This is a genomic window from Paenibacillus sinensis, assembly GCF_019904155.1.
GTDB lineage: Bacteria > Bacillota > Bacilli > Paenibacillales > Paenibacillaceae > Paenibacillus_AQ > Paenibacillus_AQ sinensis.
The window spans coordinates 29087-46181 of record NZ_JAHCMB010000037.1; the positions used below are offsets into that span (position 1 = coordinate 29087).

Sequence of the window (17095 nt, forward strand, 5' to 3'; positions counted from 1 at the left end):
CGGGATGACAATAAACGGCGGCGCCATCCTCTTAGGGGATGGCCTTCCGTTCTATGAACCGCAGCTGCCTCCCGCCGCAAGGAGCGGGAGGAGAACGGCGGCACCAAATCAGGATCAGGTTAAGGAGGGTTGCTCCTTGTTGGACGTTAACAATTTTGAATTTATGAAGATCGGTCTCGCTTCCCCGGAGAAGATCCGTTCTTGGTCCCGCGGAGAGGTTAAGAAGCCGGAAACCATTAACTATCGGACACTGAAGCCGGAGAAGGAAGGTCTGTTCTGCGAACGGATCTTCGGGCCTCAGAAGGACTGGGAGTGCCATTGCGGCAAGTACAAGCGCGTCCGTTATAAAGGCGTTGTCTGCGACCGCTGCGGCGTTGAAGTTACCCGCGCCAAGGTTCGCCGCGAGCGCATGGGACATATCGAACTGGCTGCGCCGGTTTCCCATATCTGGTATTTCAAAGGCATTCCGAGCCGCATGGGTCTTGCTCTCGACATGTCTCCAAGATCGCTGGAAGAGATTATCTACTTCGCTTCCTATGTTGTAACCGATCCGGGAGATACGCCTCTGGAGAAGAAGCAGCTGCTGTCCGAGAAGGAATACCGCAGCTACCGCGAGAAATACGGCTATGGCTTCCAGGCCAGCATGGGCGCCGAAGCGGTTAAGAAGCTGCTTCAGGATCTCGACGTCGAAAAAGAGCTTGAATTTCTGAAAGAGGAGCTGCGCACCGCACAGGGGCAGCGCCGCAACCGTGCGATCAAGCGTCTTGAGGTTATCGAGGCGTTCCGCAACTCCGGCAACAAGCCGGATTGGATGATCATGGACGTACTGCCGGTCATTCCGCCGGAGCTTCGTCCAATGGTACAGCTGGACGGCGGACGTTTTGCGACATCCGACCTGAACGACCTGTACCGCCGCGTAATCAACCGCAACAACCGTCTGAAGAGACTGCTTGATCTCGGAGCTCCGGACATCATTGTTCAGAACGAGAAGCGTATGCTTCAGGAAGCTGTAGACGCCCTGATCGACAACGGCCGCCGCGGCCGTCCGGTAACGGGCCCAGGCAACCGTCCGCTGAAATCGCTCAGCCATATGCTGAAAGGTAAGCAAGGACGTTTCCGTCAGAACCTGCTCGGTAAACGCGTCGACTATTCCGGCCGTTCCGTTATCGTCGTAGGTCCTTACCTGAAAATGTACCAATGCGGTCTGCCGAAGAAAATGGCGCTCGAGCTGTTCAAGCCGTTCGTCATGAAAGAACTTGTGAACAAGGGCCTTGCCCATAACATTAAGAGCGCGAAGCGCAAAGTGGAACGCGTAAGTCCGGAAGTCTGGGATGTGCTTGAAGAAGTCATCAAGGAGCATCCGGTTCTTCTGAACCGTGCCCCCACGCTTCACCGTCTCGGTATCCAGGCATTTGAACCGATTCTGGTGGAAGGCCACGCCATCCGTCTTCACCCGCTCGTATGTACGGCTTACAACGCCGACTTTGACGGTGACCAGATGGCCGTGCACGTACCGCTCTCCGCGGAAGCGCAGGCGGAAGCCCGCATCCTGATGCTGGCCTCCGGCAACATCCTGAACCCGAAAGACGGCAAGCCTGTCGTAACTCCTTCCCAGGATATGGTCCTTGGTTCTTTCTACCTGACCATGGACAACAAGGAAGAAAAGGGAAGCTACATGATTCTGCGCACCGTGAACGAAGCGGTCTCCGCTTACCAACGCGGTACGGCAGGTCTGCATGCGCGTGTTGCCATTCCGGTTAAGGCTCTGGGCAAAACTTCCTTCACCGAGAAACAACAGAATGCCATGCTGATCACGACGGTCGGCAAGATTATCTTCAACGAAATTTTCCCGGAAAGCTTCCCGTACATCAACGAAGCAACCCGCGACAATCTGCTGCAGGGCACCCCGGAAAAATATTTCATCTACGAAAAAGGCGCCGACATTCGCGCCCGTATCGAAGAAGTAGCGATCGCCGGCGCAGTCGGCAAGGAGTATTTAGGCTCCATCATCGCCCGTTGCTTCGAGATTTACCATACGACGGAAACCTCCGTTATTCTGGACAAAATCAAGCAGCTCGGCTTCACGTATTCGACCCGTGCCGGCGTAACAATCGCCGTTTCGGACGTCGTTGTGCCTGATGAGAAGAAGGATATTCTGCGCGAATCCGAGGAGAAGGTCGATGTCGTTGCCAAGCAATACCGCCGCGGCCTTATTACCAACGAAGAACGCTACGACCGCGTAATCGAGATCTGGTCCAAGACGAAGGACGATCTGACGAACGTCCTTATGAAGTCCATGGACCGCTTCAACTCTATCATGCTCATGGTTGACTCCAAAGCGCGTGGTAACAAATCGCAGATCACCCAGCTGGGCGGCATGCGCGGCCTGATGGCTACGCCGTCGGGACGCATCTTCGAACTGCCGATCAAGGCGAACTTCCGCGAAGGCCTTACCGTCTTGGAGTACTTTATTTCCACTCACGGCGCGCGGAAAGGTCTGGCCGATACAGCGCTTCGTACCGCTGACTCGGGTTACCTGACACGCCGTCTCGTCGACGTTGCGCAGGACGTTATCGTCCGCGAAGAAGATTGCGGTACGGACAAAGGCTTCACCGTCAGTCGTATTCAGGATGGCAAGGAAGTTATCGAGGATCTGTATGACCGTATCGAAGGCCGTTACTGCTTCGAGACCGTCCGCCATCCGGAGACCGGAGCCATCATCGTCCGCCGCAACGATCTGATCGATTCCGACAAAGCGGAAGAAATCGTCAATGCCGGCGTAACGAAGCTGCAGATCCGCTCCGTGCTGAGCTGCCGCGCCCGTCACGGCGTCTGCAAGAAGTGCTACGGCCGCAACCTGGCCACAGGCAAGCATGTTGAAATCGGGGAAGCAGTCGGCATTATCGCCGCTCAATCCATCGGTGAACCGGGAACCCAGCTCACCATGCGTACGTTCCATACAGGGGGCGTTGCGGGTGATGATATTACCCAGGGTCTTCCGCGTATTCAGGAGCTCTTCGAAGCACGTAACCCGAAAGGCCAGGCGACCATCAGTGAAATCGATGGTGTCGTCAAGGAAATCCGGGAAGCCAAGGATCGCCGAGAAATCGAAGTCCAGGGCGAAGCGGAATCGAAAGTATACTCCATCACTTACGGTTCACGTCTGCGCGTAAGCGAAGGCGTTGAAGTGGAAGCCGGCGACGAACTGACCGATGGTTCCATCGACCCGAAAGAAATGCTGCGCATCAAGGGGATCCGCGGCGTGCAGAACTATATCCTTCAGGAAGTTCAGCGCGTATACCGGAACCAGGGCGTAGAAATCAACGACAAGCACGTTGAAGTTATGATCCGGCAGATGCTGCGCAAAATCCGCATTATCGACGCAGGGGACACGAACCTGCTTCCGGGCGCTTTTGCCGACATCCATGAATATGAAACGGCGAACAAGGAAGCGATTCTGTCCGGCAAAGAGCCGGCTGTCGCCAAACCTGTTCTGCTCGGTATCACGAAGGCGTCTCTGGAGACCGATTCGTTCCTTTCCGCGGCTTCCTTCCAGGAGACGACACGTGTCCTGACCGACGCTGCTATCAAGGGCAAGGTCGATCAGCTGCTTGGTCTGAAGGAGAACGTTATTATCGGTAAGCTGATTCCTGCCGGAACAGGCATGAACCGCTACCGCAACGTGAAGCTGATCAATCCGGAAGAAGAGCAGAACGAGCTTGAAGCACTGGAGACTGTTCCAGCCGAATAAACAAGTAGGTTCCTGCCGGATTCCCGCTTTCCCGGTTCTTCCGGGCAGAGCGGAATCCGGCGGGGATTTTTTTGAAAGAGGTTCTTGACATCCAGGTTCGCCAATGCTAATATAGCAAAGGTGCGTGAGTATCCTTGTTATCTTTGTTCATTGGAGGTTGCTTGAATGACTGATGATAGAGGACTACGAGACGCTCAAATCAAGATCGGCACCAAGCAGACCGTCAAGGCGGTCGAGATGGGCCAGGCCGCAGAAGTCTATGTGGCGGAAGACGGCGATCCCAGGCTTACTTCCCGAATCGTAAGTCTTTGCAAGAAACACGGCGTCAAGTTGACTTATGTCGATACGATGCAGCATTTAGGCAAGGCATGCGGAATCGAAGTGGGCGCTGCCATGGCAGCCGTCTTAAAATGATAGCGTAAGGAACTGTTTTTGTGCCGGGGCACAGCTTCGGTAGCAAAGACTTTTCATTTGTTCTTTTATGAACCGCCTGGGTCTGTGGACTTAAACAGCGAGTTTTTAAGGGATCACTATTTGAGGAAGGGGGTGGCAAGACAATGCCAACTATCAATCAATTGGTTCGTAAAGGTCGTCAAGCCAAAATCGAGAAATCGAAATCGCCAGCACTGCAAAAAGGATTCAATGCCCTGAAGCGTGAGGCTACAGATTTGAGCGCTCCGCAAAAACGCGGCGTGTGCACTCGTGTAGGCACCATGACTCCTAAGAAACCGAACTCCGCACTTCGTAAATATGCCCGTGTTCGTCTGACGAACCGCGTAGAGGTGACGGCTTACATTCCGGGTATCGGACATAACCTGCAGGAGCACAGCGTGGTGCTGATCCGCGGAGGTCGTGTTAAGGACCTTCCAGGTGTTCGTTACCACATCGTTCGCGGCGCGCTGGATACAGCAGGCGTGAACAACCGTATGCAATCTCGTTCCAAGTACGGTGCGAAACGTCCTAAAGCCAAGAAATAAGATTTGATCCATAATAATATCTAATGAAAGGGGGATATCCATGCCACGCAAAGGTCCAGTTTCCAAGAGAGACGTGCTGCCGGATCCGGTGTATAACAGCAAGCTGGTTACCCGTTTGATCAACCGTGTAATGCTGGATGGTAAAAGAGGTGTTGCTCAAAGCATTCTGTACAACGCGTTCAAGCTGATTGAAGAGCGTACGGGCAAAGACCCTATGGAAGTGTTTGAAGCAGCCATCAAGAACATCATGCCGGTTCTGGAAGTTAAGGCTCGCCGTGTAGGCGGCGCTAACTACCAGGTGCCGATCGAAGTTAAGCCGGAAAGACGTACATCCCTGGGATTACGTTGGCTCGTGAACTACTCCCGCAACCGCGGCGAGAAGACCATGGAAGAGCGTTTGGCGGCCGAGATTATCGACGCTTCCAACAACACAGGCGCTTCCGTGAAGAAACGCGAAGATACGCACAAAATGGCTGAAGCGAACAAAGCGTTTGCTCACTACCGCTGGTAGGATTTTAGCCGATCAAATAACCTCTATTTTGAAGGGAGACCCATTTCATGGCAAGAGAGTTCTCCTTGAAAAATACACGTAATATCGGGATCATGGCGCATATTGACGCCGGTAAGACCACTACCACGGAACGCATTCTGTTCTATACGGGCCGTACGCACAAAATCGGTGAAGTTCACGAAGGTGCGGCTACGATGGACTGGATGGAGCAGGAACAGGAGCGCGGAATTACGATTACTTCCGCCGCTACCACTGCTGCATGGAAGGGTCACCGCGTAAATATCATCGATACCCCGGGACACGTTGACTTCACTGTTGAAGTTGAACGTTCCCTGCGTGTATTGGACGGGGCAGTAGGCGTTTTCAGTGCGAAAGAGGGCGTTGAGCCTCAGTCTGAAACCGTATGGAGACAAGCTGACCGCTATGGCGTTCCCCGGATCGCCTACGTTAACAAAATGGATATCATCGGCGCGGATTACCTTAACGTTGTTAAGGATATGCGTGAGCGTCTGCAGGCAAATGCGGTTGCTATTCAGCTTCCAATCGGTGCTGAGAACGACTTCGTTGGCATCATCGACCTGATTGAACTGAAAGCCCATATGTACAAAGACGACCTCGGCCGTGATATCGAAATCGTTGACGTTCCGGCCGAATTCCAGGATCAAGTCGAAGAGCTTCGCAACGAACTCATCGAGAAAGTTGCTGAACTCGACGAAGATCTGACCATGAAGTATCTGGAAGGCGAAGAGATTACCATTGATGAAATCAAAGCTGCTCTGCGCAAAGGCGTAGTCGAAGTTAAGATCTTCCCGGTAATCTGCGGATCTTCTTATCGCAACAAAGGGGTCCAGCTGATGCTGGACGCTGTTATTGATTTCCTGCCGGCTCCGATCGATATTGCTTCGATCAAGGGTCATCTCGAAGATGGTACGGAAACTGAACGTCACTCGTCTGACGATGAGCCGTTCTCCGCACTGGCATTCAAAATCATGACCGACCCTTATGTTGGTAAGCTGACGTTCTTCCGTGTATACTCCGGTATTCTGGAATCCGGTTCTTACGTGCTGAACGCTACTAAAGGCAAGCGCGAACGTATCGGACGTATCCTGCAGATGCATGCGAACAGCCGTCAGGAAATTTCCATTGTGTATTCCGGCGACATCGCGGCAGCCGTAGGTTTGAAAGACACCGGTACAGGTGATACACTGTGTGATGAGAAGAATCCGGTTATCCTGGAATCCATGAACTTCCCGGATCCGGTTATCGAGATCGCAGTTGAACCGAAGACGAAAGCTGACCAAGACAAGATGGGCGTTGCTCTGGGCAAGCTGACTGAGGAAGACCCGACGCTGCGCGCACATACCGACGAAGAGACTGGACAGACGATTCTGGCCGGTATGGGCGAACTTCACCTGGACATCATCATCGACCGTATGCGTCGTGAGTTCAAGGTTGAGACTAACGTTGGTAAACCGCAGGTTGCTTACCGCGAAACATTCCGGGCTCCGGCTCGTGTAGAAGGCAAGTTCGTTCGCCAGTCCGGCGGCCGTGGTCAATACGGTCACGTATGGGTAGAGTTCGAGCCTCTCGAAGCAGGTACAGGAAGCCAGTTCGAAAGCAAGGTTGTCGGCGGTTCCGTACCAAGAGAATATATCGCTCCTGCGCTTGCAGGTATCGAAGAGCAGATGAAGAACGGCGTACTTGCCGGCTTCCCTCTGGTTGACGTTAAGGCGACTGTCGTCGATGGTTCCTATCATGATGTTGACTCCAACGAAATGGCGTTTAAAATCGCCGGCTCGATGGCGCTCAAAGCAGCTAAAGACAAGTGTAAGCCGGTCCTGCTTGAGCCAATCATGAAAGTGGAAGTAACAGTGCCTGAGGAATATATGGGCGACGTAATGGGTATGCTGAACTCCCGCCGCGGACGGATCGAAGGTATGGATTCCCGCGCAGGCGCTCAGATCATCCGTGCGAAAGTGCCGCTTTCCGAAATGTTCGGTTATTCCACAACCCTGCGTTCCGGTACGCAAGGCCGCGGCGTATTCTCGATGGAGCTTTCTCACTATGAAGAAGTTCCGAAGTCCATTGCGGACGAGATCATAGCCAAGCACAAAGGTGCAGAGTAATTACCGTTTCACTTGCCGTCCGATAATCCAGAGTCAGTCATCTTGAGTGCAGCCAAAGATCGGACGGCTCCAATTATAAGAACCCATATTAAGGAGGAACTGTTCAAATGGCAAAGGCTAAGTTTGAACGTACTAAACCGCACGTTAACATCGGTACAATCGGTCACGTCGACCATGGTAAAACGACTCTGACTGCTGCAATCACAACTGTACTGTCCAAGAAATACGGCGGTGCTGCTGTAGCATTCGACCAAATCGACAAAGCACCTGAAGAACGCGAACGCGGTATCACAATCTCCACAGCTCACGTGGAATACGAAACTCCTAACCGTCACTACGCACACGTTGACTGCCCTGGACACGCCGACTATGTTAAAAACATGATCACCGGTGCTGCTCAGATGGACGGCGCGATCCTGGTTGTATCCGCAGCTGACGGCCCAATGCCGCAGACTCGTGAACACATCCTGCTCTCCCGTCAGGTAGGTGTTCCTTACATCGTCGTATTCCTGAACAAATGCGACATGGTTGAAGACGAAGAGCTGCTGGAACTGGTTGAAATGGAAGTACGTGACCTGCTGAACGAATACGAGTTCCCGGGCGACGACACTCCAATCACTCGCGGTTCCGCTCGTGAAGCTCTGCAGAACCCTGATGGCGAATGGGCACAGAAGATCGTTGAAATGTTCGAAACGATCGACACTTACATCCCGCTGCCAGAACGCGACACTGACAAGCCTTTCCTTATGCCTGTCGAAGACGTGTTCTCCATCACTGGCCGTGGTACCGTAGCAACTGGCCGCGTAGAACGCGGAACAGTTAAGGTTGGCGACGAAGTTGAAATCGTTGGTATCAGCGAAGAAACTAAGAAATCCGTCGTTACCGGCGTTGAAATGTTCCGTAAGCTGCTTGACTCCGCTCAAGCTGGCGACAACATCGGCGCTCTGCTGCGCGGTGTAGACCGTAACCAGATCGAACGCGGACAGGTACTGGCTAAGCCGGCATCGGTTAAGCCGCACACTGAGTTCACTGCTCAGATCTACGTTCTGACCAAAGAAGAAGGTGGCCGTCACAAGCCTTTCTTCACTGGCTACCGTCCGCAGTTCTACTTCCGTACAACGGACGTAACGGGCATCATCAACCTGCCAGAAGGCACTGAAATGGTTATGCCTGGCGACAACATCACAGTTACTGTACAACTGATCTCCCCGATCGCTATCGAAGAAGGAACGAAGTTCTCCATTCGTGAAGGCGGCCGTACAGTTGGTGCCGGTACTGTAGCAACAATCCAAAAATAAGATCTTTTTTGCCGCTCACATCGAGCACGCAGACAAGATTGATTTAAGAACCCTTCCTCGGAAGGGTTCTTTTTGTTTTCCTTCAAACGATTAGGACTTAATTATTCCGAAAATTCGTTAAATAAAATTTAAACTATTAAATATAGCAGCAATTACGCCGACATATATCCCAAGCCGATTTCCCTTTTTTCAGCAATATTCGACAAGATTCATCAATCTTCAATGTGAGATGCTGGCCAAATATTGATCTCAAAATCAATAAGCCAAAAAAACTGCTGGGAGTTGAAATATGGGGAAGTGTCCGTTTTCTTTTTTGCATGGCCACGCCATGGGGAGCAACAAGTCGGTTAGTCGGGAAACGGAAGGCATTGCATCTATGACCAAATCTCCACACACTGTCCCCGTTCATCTAAATGTGGAGAATGAAGCTGAGTTAAATGAACAAATTCGGATGATCGACTTGAATGAGGAAGATGTCCGACTGCTTCGAAGATTGAAGCCTATTGTGGAAGATCATATTGATGAAATTGTCAGCAAATTTTACAGCTCTGTGTTGGGTGTGGAGAAGCTGGAACAGATCATCATTAAGCACAGCAGCATTGAGAGGCTTAAGATGACACTTCGGCAGCACATTATTGAGATTTTTGACGCCAACATCGATCAGAACTATATTTCCAAGCGTCTTTCGATCGCCAGAATTCACAAGAAGGTCGGGCTGGAGCCGAAATGGTACCTGTCTGCGTTTCAAAATCTTCAGAATGTATTTATCGAAATTATCTACAAAGAAGGCGCCGGCGATCAGGAACGCATTCAGCGGGTGCAGACGATCACCAAAATGCTGAATTTGGAGCAGCAGCTCGTGCTGGAGGCTTATGAGAAAGAGAATGCCCGGGAGAAGGAAGAGCAGTATCAAGCGGTCAAAGATGAATTGAAATCCAAAATTGCCGAAGTCAGCAGTGAATTGGTGGATCTCAGTATGGATACGAATGCGGCGGTTGAACAGCTCGTTGCCAGCAGCAATGAAGTTAGCAGCACCTTCCGGCGTACCGCATCTATTGCGATTGAATCGCAGCAGCAGGCTAAGAATGGTAGAGAACGAGTCGAGCAGTTGAATGAGCAGATGAATCAAATCCATAAGCGAATGAGTGATATGGAGGTATCCATTCGGGAATTGAACCAGTTCTCAGGGCAAATCCGGAGCATAGTCAGATCGGTCCAGGAGATTGCCGACCAGACGAAGATTCTTTCACTTAACGCAACTATCGAAGCGGCCAGGGCCGGAGAGCATGGCAGGGGGTTCAGCGTCGTGGCGCAAGAAGTGAATCGTCTGGCCGAAGATACCAAAAAAACCGTGATCCGGATCGGAGAATTGACTGATCATTCGAGCAAGCTTACGGTACAAGTTACACAGGATATTCGGAGTGTACAGAAGCTTACAGAGAACGGCAAGATTCAGTCGGACGAGACAAGCAGCCTTTTTTCAAAAATCATGGACTCTCTTCATAGCAGTACCCAGGAAATCATAACGGTTGAAGAAGAGATCCGGACACTCATCTTTACTATAGAAGGAATTGGCTCAACGACGGCCCAAACAGCAGCTTCCGCAGAGGACTTTAAAGCGGCAACAGACAACTTATAATAGAAGTAAATGTTGAAACAGCGTATGAATAAAAAATCATGCGTTGTTTTATTTTTTTGCTTGCAAAGCGGAAGGACTTTCTATATAATAATAAATGTTGTTCTGCGACGTTGCGATGATGTGAGAGGTTACTGACACACCCGGCTCCTTTGCCATGAGATCGGTGGTCAGAAAATTTTCACGGAGTATGTCCGATAATAAATTGGGCGATAGAAGGAGGGACTAAAATGGCAAAGCAAAAAATTCGTATCCGCTTGAAAGCATACGACCACAGAATTCTTGATCAATCCGCTGAGAAGATCGTTGAAACAGCAAAACGTTCCGGTGCAGGTGTGTCCGGGCCGATTCCGCTGCCAACCGAAAAGCAAGTGATTACTATTCTCCGTGCGGTGCACAAGTACAAGGATTCCCGTGAGCAGTTCGAAATGCGTACTCACAAGCGTCTGATCGACATTGTGAATCCTACGCCACAAACTGTGGATGCCTTGATGCGCTTGGACCTGCCGTCCGGTGTAGATATCGAAATTAAATTGTAATTCTTCTATTAGAAACAGGATGAGAAAAGAGGTGTCAACATGAAAGGTATCTTAGGAAAAAAACTCGGTATGACTCAAGTGTTCACTCCTGAAGGTAACGTCGTCGCTGTGACGGTTATCGAAGCTGGACCTTGCGTTGTACTGCAAAAGAAAGACCTCGCTACCGACGGGTACGAAGCGGTGCAGTTGGGCTTCTCCGATAAGAAGAACACCAACAAACCGGAACAAGGTCACGCACAGAAAGCAAATGCAACACCTAAGCGCTACGTTCGCGAAATTCGCGGTGTTGACCTCGGGGCACTCGAGGTTGGACAAGAGCTGAAGGCTGATGTCTTCGCAGAAGGCGAATTTGTTGACGTAACCGGCATTTCCAAGGGTAAAGGTTTCCAAGGCGTTATCAAGCGTTGGGGACAAAGCCGCGGACCAATGGCTCACGGTTCCCGTTACCACAGAAGACCGGGTTCGATGGGTTCCATCCAGGCCAACCGTGTTCCTAAGGGCAAACACCTGCCAGGGCATATGGGTCATGAGACGGTTACCATCCAGAAGCTCGAAGTCATCAAAGTGGATACCGAACGTAACGTATTGCTGATCAAAGGTTCCATTCCTGGTCCTAAGAACAGCTTCGTGAAGGTTAAAGAAACGGTTAAGAAATAACTTTCGAAGAAAGGAGGAACATCAAAATGCCAAAAGTAACTCTTTATAATACCAGCGGTAATGAAGTTGGAGAAGTTGAACTGAGCGACGCGATTTTCGGTGTTGAACCGAACACTCACGTGCTGAACGAAGCAGTTCTTCTCCAGAGAGCTTCCCTGCGCCGCGGTACACACAAAGTAAAAGGACGCTCCGAAGTACGTGGCGGCGGACGTAAGCCTTGGAAACAAAAAGGCACAGGCCGCGCTCGTCAAGGTTCAATTCGTTCGCCTCAATGGAAAGGCGGCGGCGTAGTGTTCGGACCGACACCTCGCAGCTACTCCTGGAAGTTGCCTAAGAAAGTTCGTCGTCTTGCAATCAAGTCGGCTCTGTCCTCGAAAGTTATCGAGAGCAACATCATCGTACTGGACAGTCTGACACTGAATGCGCCTAAGACGAAGGATTTCGTAGCTATCCTGAACAACCTGAAGGTTGCTCAAAAGGCTCTGATTGTGGCTCCAAGCTACGACGACAATGTAGCCCTTTCCGCCCGTAACATTCCGGGTGTTAAATTCATCGCTGCCGACGGCATCAATGTTCTTGACGTGCTGACGCACGACAAACTGATCATCACTAAGGATGCAGTTTCTAAGGTAGAGGAGGTGTTCGCGTAATGAAAGATCCTCGCGATATCATCAAACGTCCGGTGATTACGGAACGCACATCCGACTACATGAGCGATTTGAAATATGCTTTTGAAGTGGACATTCGTGCCAACAAGACCGAAATCAAACAGGCTGTTGAGGCCATCTTTAAAGTGAAAGTCGTTAATGTGAACACTATGCGCGTGCCTGGAAAGCTGAAACGGTATGGACGCTACTCCGGTTATACTCCGGAATGGAAGAAAGCCATTGTTAAGCTCAGCCCGGACAGCAAGCCGCTCGAGTTCTTTGAAGCGGTAGAATAATAATCCTTAGAGTAAGGAGGGAAACACAGTGCCAATCAAAAAGTACAAACCGACTTCTCCGGCAAGACGCGGTATGTCCGTGTCTACTTTTGAAGAAATCACCACTAACCAGCCTGAGAAATCGCTGTTGGCGCCGCTGAGCAAGAAAGCGGGCCGCAACAACCAAGGTAAAATTACGGTTCGTCACCATGGCGGCGGACATAAGCGTAAATACCGTATCATCGACTTCAAACGGACGAAAGACGGCATACCAGGCAGCGTTGCTACGATTGAGTATGACCCGAACCGTACGTCCAACATCGCCCTGATCCACTATGCAGACGGAGAGAAGCGTTACATCATCGCTCCTAAAGGTCTGAAGGTTGGGGATAAGATTGAATCCGGCCCTGCAGCGGACATCAAGATCGGTAACTCTCTTCCGCTTGCTAACATCCCGGTAGGTACCGTTATCCACAACATCGAGCTGAAGCCTGGCAAGGGCGGCCAATTGGTTCGCGCAGCAGGTACGGAAGCGCAGTTACTCGGTAAAGAAGACAAGTACGTTTCCGTGCGTCTCTCTTCCGGCGAAGTTCGCAGAATCCTGAGCGTTTGCCGCGCTACGATCGGTTCCGTAGGTAACGAAGACCACGAGCTGATCAAGATCGGTAAAGCAGGCCGCAGCCGCTGGCTGGGTCAGCGTCCTGAAGTCCGCGGTGTCGTCATGAACCCGAACGATCACCCGCATGGTGGTGGTGAAGGTCGCGCTCCGATCGGCCGTAAATCTCCGTTGTCGCCTTGGGGCAAACCGACTCTGGGCTACAAGACTCGTAAGAAGAACAAGGCATCTGATAAATATATCGTTCGCCGCCGCACGAAATAAGACGCTTCAAGGCTTGCAAGTTTCCGCGAAGCGTCGAATCGCGGTTTGAGCATTTGATGAAGGGAGGATTTATACATGAGTCGCAGTTTGAAGAAGGGGCCTTTCATCGATGGCTACCTGCTGAAAAAAGTTGAAGACTTGAATACTTCGGGCAAAAAGGTTGTTATCAAGACCTGGTCCCGTCGCTCAACCATTTTCCCTCAATTTATCGGACATACGTTTGGCGTGTATGACGGCCGCAAGCACGTGCCTGTATACGTAACGGAAGATATGGTAGGTCACAAGTTGGGCGAATTCGCGCCAACACGTACTTACAAAGGCCATGCGGGTGACGATAAGAAAACGAGAAGATAATCAATTTCTCTGATCGAGAGGAGGGAAAACAATGGAAGCAAAAGCACACGCAAGATCGGTGCGGATTTCCGCTCGCAAGGCGAAACTGGTTGTTGACCTGATCCGCGGCAAGCAAGTGGGAGAGGCTATCGCCATTCTTCGCCACACTCCGAAGTCCGCTTCCCCTGTAGTTGAGAAGCTGCTGAACTCGGCGATCGCCAATGCCGAGCACAACTACTCGATGGACGTTAACAAGCTGTTCATCAGCGAAGTGTTCGTTAACCAGGGTCCAACGATGAAACGGTTCCGTCCGCGCGCTATGGGCCGCGCAAGCCGGATCAACAAACGCACCAGCCACATTACTTTGGTGGTATCTGAGAAATAAGGAGGGATAACGTGTGGGTCAAAAGGTAAATCCAGTCGGACTCCGGATCGGTATTATTCGTGACTGGGAATCCAAATGGTATGCAGGCAAAGATTTCGGAACGCTTCTTCTGGAAGACGTTAAAATTCGGGAATACCTCAAAGGCAAGCTGAAAGATTCCGCTGTTTCCCGCATCGAGATTGAAAGAGCGGCAAGCCGCGTTAACGTAACGATTCATACAGCCAAACCGGGTATGGTTATCGGTAAGGGCGGCGCAGAAGTAGAAGTACTTCGCAGCGCTGTTACCCAGATCGCCGGCGGCAAGAAAGTACACATCAACATCAATGAAATCAAGCACCCTGAGCTGGACGCCATTCTCGTAGCCGAGAGCATCGCGCAGCAGCTGGAACGTCGCGTATCGTTCCGCCGCGCTCTGAAGCAGGCTATCCAAAGAACAATGCGTTCCGGAGCAAAAGGGATTAAAACTTCTGTCAGCGGTCGTCTTGGCGGCGCCGAGATTGCCCGTACGGAAGGCTATAGCGAAGGAACAGTTCCACTTCATACGCTTCGCGCCGATATCGACTACGGAACGGCTGAAGCACATACCACTTACGGCCGCATCGGCGTAAAAGTATGGATCTATCGTGGAGAGGTTCTTCCTACGGCTAAGAAACAAGCTGCTCAGGAAGGAGGCAACTAATCATGTTGGTACCAAAACGTGTTAAACACCGCAAACAACAACGCGGTAACATGAGAGGTCTGGCAAAAGGCGGCACCGAGCTGAACTTCGGCGAATTCGGTCTGCAAGCTCTTGAGCCGTCCTGGATTACGAACCGTCAGATCGAAGCGGCTCGTATCGCGATGACCCGTTACATCAAGCGTGGCGGTAAAGTATGGATCAAGATTTTCCCTGACAAGCCGATCACTCAGAAGCCTCTTGAGGTTCGTATGGGTAGCGGTAAAGGTAACGTCGAGAAGTGGGTAGCCGTTGTTAAACCGGGCAAGATTATGTTCGAACTCGGAGGCGTGCCGGAAGAAATCGCTCGTGAAGCGATGCGTCTTGCCGCTCACAAGCTGCCTATCAAGACTAAGTTTGTGAAACGTGAAGAATTGGGTGGTGAAGCAAATGAAAGCTAATGAACTTCGCAACTTGACCACTGCCGAGATTGAACAAAAGATTGCCGGCTTCAAAGAAGAGCTCTTTAATCTGCGTTTTCAACTGGCAACGGGCCAACTGGACAACCCGACTCGGATTCGTGATGTGCGTAGAGAAATAGCTCGTGCTAAAACCGTTATCCATGAAAGAGTTCTTGGAATCAGCTAATTTGAAACGGACGGAATGATCAGAATCGGGAAGGAGGGTAATTATGAGCGAAGAACGCAACGCACGTAAAGTGCAAATCGGTAAAGTTGTCAGCGACAAGATGGACAAAACGATCGTAGTGGCCGTTGAAACCTACAAGAAGCATGACCTGTACCACAAACGCATCAAGTACACCAAGAAGTTCAAGGCACATGATGAGAACAATACCGCCCAGATCGGCGATACGGTTAAAATCATGGAAACTCGTCCGCTCTCCAAGGACAAACGCTGGAGACTGGTCGAAGTGGTCGAAAAAGCGGTTATCATCTAATAGTGTGACATGATAGTATGGCCGAAAGGAGGACATTTCAATGATTCAACCATTTACACGTTTGGCTGTAGCTGACAACTCCGGTGCGAAGGAACTGATGTGTATCCGTGTTTTGGGCGGAACCGGTCGTCGTACGGCAGCTATCGGTGACCTGATCGTATGCTCTGTAAAACAAGCAACACCAGGCGGCGTTGTCAAAAAAGGTGATGTAGTTAAAGCGGTTGTTGTTCGCACAAAGCGTTCGGTACGCCGTAAGGACGGATCTTACATCGCATTCGACGAGAACGCAGCAGTTGTTGTTAAGGATGACAGAAGCCCGCGCGGAACGCGTATCTTCGGACCAGTAGCTCGCGAACTTCGCGACAAGGACTACATGAAGATCGTTTCCTTGGCACCAGAAGTAATCTAAATTAACTCCCCAAGAAGTGACGAGAAGCTAAAAGCTTAGAGTCCGGGCGCTTTTCGGGGGCCCCGATAAATGATCTATAGTCAGGCATGCAAAGGCTAGTCATAGGAGGTGTAATGAATGCCTAGAGTGAAAAAAGTTCTGGAATCCCATAACAACAAACTGCACGTGAAGAAAGACGACGTCGTTATGGTGATCAGCGGAAAAGACAAAGGTAAGAAGGGTCGCGTTATCGCTGCTTATCCTCGTCAAAACCGTGTGCTGGTAGAAGGTGTGAACATGGTGAAGAAGCACCAGAAGCCGAACCAGCAGAACCCGCAAGGCGGCATCATCGAGCAGGAAGCCGCAATCCATGTATCCAACGTTATGCACATCGATCCGAAGAGCGGCAAAGTAACCCGTATCGGTTACAAAGTGCTGGACAACGGCAAGAAGGTTCGCGTAGCGAAAAGATCCGGAGAGATTATCGACTAATACAGGTCCTTAAGAAAGGAGGTTAACTCTTCATGGCAGCAAGAATGAAAGAACGTTTTCTGAACGAGATTACGCCAGCTCTGATTCAGAAGTTTAACTATAAGACAGTTATGCAAGTACCTAAGATCGAGAAGGTTGTTATCAACATGGGCGTAGGCGACGCCGTACAAAACTCGAAGGTGCTTGATTCCGCTGTGAACGACATGCAGCTGATCGCCGGCCAGAAACCGGTTATCACAAAAGCCAAGAAGTCCATCGCAGGTTTCAAACTGCGTGAGAACATGCCGATCGGTGTTAAGGTAACCCTGCGCGGCGACCGCATGTACTACTTCCTGGACAAATTGTTCAATGTAACGCTTCCTCGCGTTCGTGACTTCCACGGTGTATCCACCAAGGCTTTCGACGGCCGCGGTAACTACACACTGGGTCTGAAAGAACAACTGATTTTCCCTGAAATCGAATACGACAAGGTGGACAAAGTCCGCGGTATGGATATCGTAATCGTAACAACGGCTAAGACGGATGAGGAATCCCGTGAGCTGCTGGCTCAACTGGGAATGCCTTTCGCGAAGTAAGTAACGTCGTCC

21 protein-coding genes are annotated in these 17095 nt (G+C 51.0%); all 21 read left to right on the top strand.

Annotated features, from left to right (window positions below):
• The first annotated feature begins 136 nt into the window (after nt 1-136).
• The 21 genes from rpoC to rplE all read left to right on the top strand — a co-directional run bounded on the left by rpoC (nt 137) and on the right by rplE (nt 17083).
• Nucleotides 137-3751 carry a DNA-directed RNA polymerase subunit beta' gene (gene rpoC, locus KIH86_RS03295; protein ID WP_223080862.1) on the top strand — a complete coding sequence of 1205 codons (3615 nt, stop codon included), beginning with the start codon at nt 137-139 and terminating at the stop codon, nt 3749-3751.
• 165 nt (nt 3752-3916) lie between these two features.
• Complete coding sequence (locus KIH86_RS03300; protein ID WP_223080863.1) at nt 3917-4165, top strand: ribosomal L7Ae/L30e/S12e/Gadd45 family protein; 249 nt, start codon at nt 3917-3919, stop codon at nt 4163-4165.
• 143 nt (nt 4166-4308) lie between these two features.
• Nucleotides 4309-4728, top strand: a complete 420-nt coding sequence (gene rpsL, locus KIH86_RS03305) for a 30S ribosomal protein S12 (protein WP_025693021.1) — start codon at nt 4309-4311, stop codon at nt 4726-4728.
• Nucleotides 4729-4768: 40 nt separating this feature from the next.
• Complete coding sequence (rpsG, locus tag KIH86_RS03310) at nt 4769-5239, top strand: 30S ribosomal protein S7 (protein WP_025336679.1); 471 nt, start codon at nt 4769-4771, stop codon at nt 5237-5239.
• Between the two features lie 47 nt (nt 5240-5286).
• Nucleotides 5287-7365, top strand: a complete 2079-nt coding sequence (gene fusA, locus KIH86_RS03315) for an elongation factor G (RefSeq protein WP_223080864.1) — start codon at nt 5287-5289, stop codon at nt 7363-7365.
• Between the two features lie 107 nt (nt 7366-7472).
• Nucleotides 7473-8663, top strand: coding sequence for an elongation factor Tu (gene tuf / locus KIH86_RS03320; protein WP_223080865.1), 1191 nt, complete (start codon nt 7473-7475; stop codon nt 8661-8663).
• Between the two features lie 376 nt (nt 8664-9039).
• Nucleotides 9040-10302 (top strand): globin-coupled sensor protein, encoded by a 1263-nt coding sequence (locus KIH86_RS29425; protein ID WP_235775242.1) that lies wholly within the window; start codon nt 9040-9042, stop codon nt 10300-10302.
• 227 nt (nt 10303-10529) lie between these two features.
• A complete protein-coding gene (gene rpsJ, locus KIH86_RS03330) occupies nt 10530-10838 on the top strand; it encodes a 30S ribosomal protein S10 (RefSeq protein ID WP_006676490.1) in 309 nt (102 codons plus the stop codon).
• 39 nt (nt 10839-10877) lie between these two features.
• Nucleotides 10878-11495 carry a 50S ribosomal protein L3 gene (gene rplC, locus KIH86_RS03335; RefSeq protein WP_223080866.1) on the top strand — a complete coding sequence of 206 codons (618 nt, stop codon included), beginning with the start codon at nt 10878-10880 and terminating at the stop codon, nt 11493-11495.
• Between the two features lie 26 nt (nt 11496-11521).
• Nucleotides 11522-12145, top strand: coding sequence for a 50S ribosomal protein L4 (rplD, locus tag KIH86_RS03340; protein WP_223080867.1), 624 nt, complete (start codon nt 11522-11524; stop codon nt 12143-12145).
• Nucleotides 12145-12438 carry a 50S ribosomal protein L23 gene (gene rplW / locus KIH86_RS03345; RefSeq protein WP_124697995.1) on the top strand — a complete coding sequence of 98 codons (294 nt, stop codon included), beginning with the start codon at nt 12145-12147 and terminating at the stop codon, nt 12436-12438. Before rplD ends, rplW begins: the two co-directional genes overlap by 1 nt.
• Before the next feature lie 28 nt (nt 12439-12466).
• The gene (rplB, locus tag KIH86_RS03350; protein WP_223080868.1) at nt 12467-13297 is read left to right on the top strand and encodes a 50S ribosomal protein L2; all 831 of its coding nucleotides are present in this window, start codon (nt 12467-12469) and stop codon (nt 13295-13297) included.
• Nucleotides 13298-13372: 75 nt separating this feature from the next.
• On the top strand, nt 13373-13651 hold the full coding sequence (gene rpsS, locus KIH86_RS03355; protein WP_038699006.1) for a 30S ribosomal protein S19: 279 nt from the start codon (nt 13373-13375) through the stop codon (nt 13649-13651).
• A gap of 31 nt (nt 13652-13682) precedes the next feature.
• Nucleotides 13683-14015: a 50S ribosomal protein L22 gene (gene rplV / locus KIH86_RS03360; protein WP_223080869.1), complete on the top strand. Its 333-nt coding sequence runs from the start codon at nt 13683-13685 to the stop codon at nt 14013-14015.
• Between the two features lie 13 nt (nt 14016-14028).
• Nucleotides 14029-14694 (top strand): 30S ribosomal protein S3, encoded by a 666-nt coding sequence (rpsC, locus tag KIH86_RS03365; protein ID WP_038699000.1) that lies wholly within the window; start codon nt 14029-14031, stop codon nt 14692-14694.
• Nucleotides 14695-14696: 2 nt separating this feature from the next.
• The gene (gene rplP / locus KIH86_RS03370) at nt 14697-15131 is read left to right on the top strand and encodes a 50S ribosomal protein L16 (protein WP_223080870.1); all 435 of its coding nucleotides are present in this window, start codon (nt 14697-14699) and stop codon (nt 15129-15131) included.
• Nucleotides 15121-15318 carry a 50S ribosomal protein L29 gene (rpmC, locus tag KIH86_RS03375; protein WP_025693031.1) on the top strand — a complete coding sequence of 66 codons (198 nt, stop codon included), beginning with the start codon at nt 15121-15123 and terminating at the stop codon, nt 15316-15318. Before rplP ends, rpmC begins: the two co-directional genes overlap by 11 nt.
• A gap of 43 nt (nt 15319-15361) precedes the next feature.
• On the top strand, nt 15362-15628 hold the full coding sequence (gene rpsQ, locus KIH86_RS03380) for a 30S ribosomal protein S17 (protein WP_025336666.1): 267 nt from the start codon (nt 15362-15364) through the stop codon (nt 15626-15628).
• 40 nt (nt 15629-15668) lie between these two features.
• Nucleotides 15669-16037, top strand: coding sequence for a 50S ribosomal protein L14 (gene rplN, locus KIH86_RS03385; protein ID WP_223080871.1), 369 nt, complete (start codon nt 15669-15671; stop codon nt 16035-16037).
• Between the two features lie 117 nt (nt 16038-16154).
• Nucleotides 16155-16508, top strand: coding sequence for a 50S ribosomal protein L24 (rplX, locus tag KIH86_RS03390; RefSeq protein ID WP_084065279.1), 354 nt, complete (start codon nt 16155-16157; stop codon nt 16506-16508).
• Between the two features lie 32 nt (nt 16509-16540).
• Nucleotides 16541-17083 carry a 50S ribosomal protein L5 gene (gene rplE, locus KIH86_RS03395; RefSeq protein ID WP_038698996.1) on the top strand — a complete coding sequence of 181 codons (543 nt, stop codon included), beginning with the start codon at nt 16541-16543 and terminating at the stop codon, nt 17081-17083.
• The last annotated feature ends 12 nt before the right edge of the window (nt 17084-17095 follow it).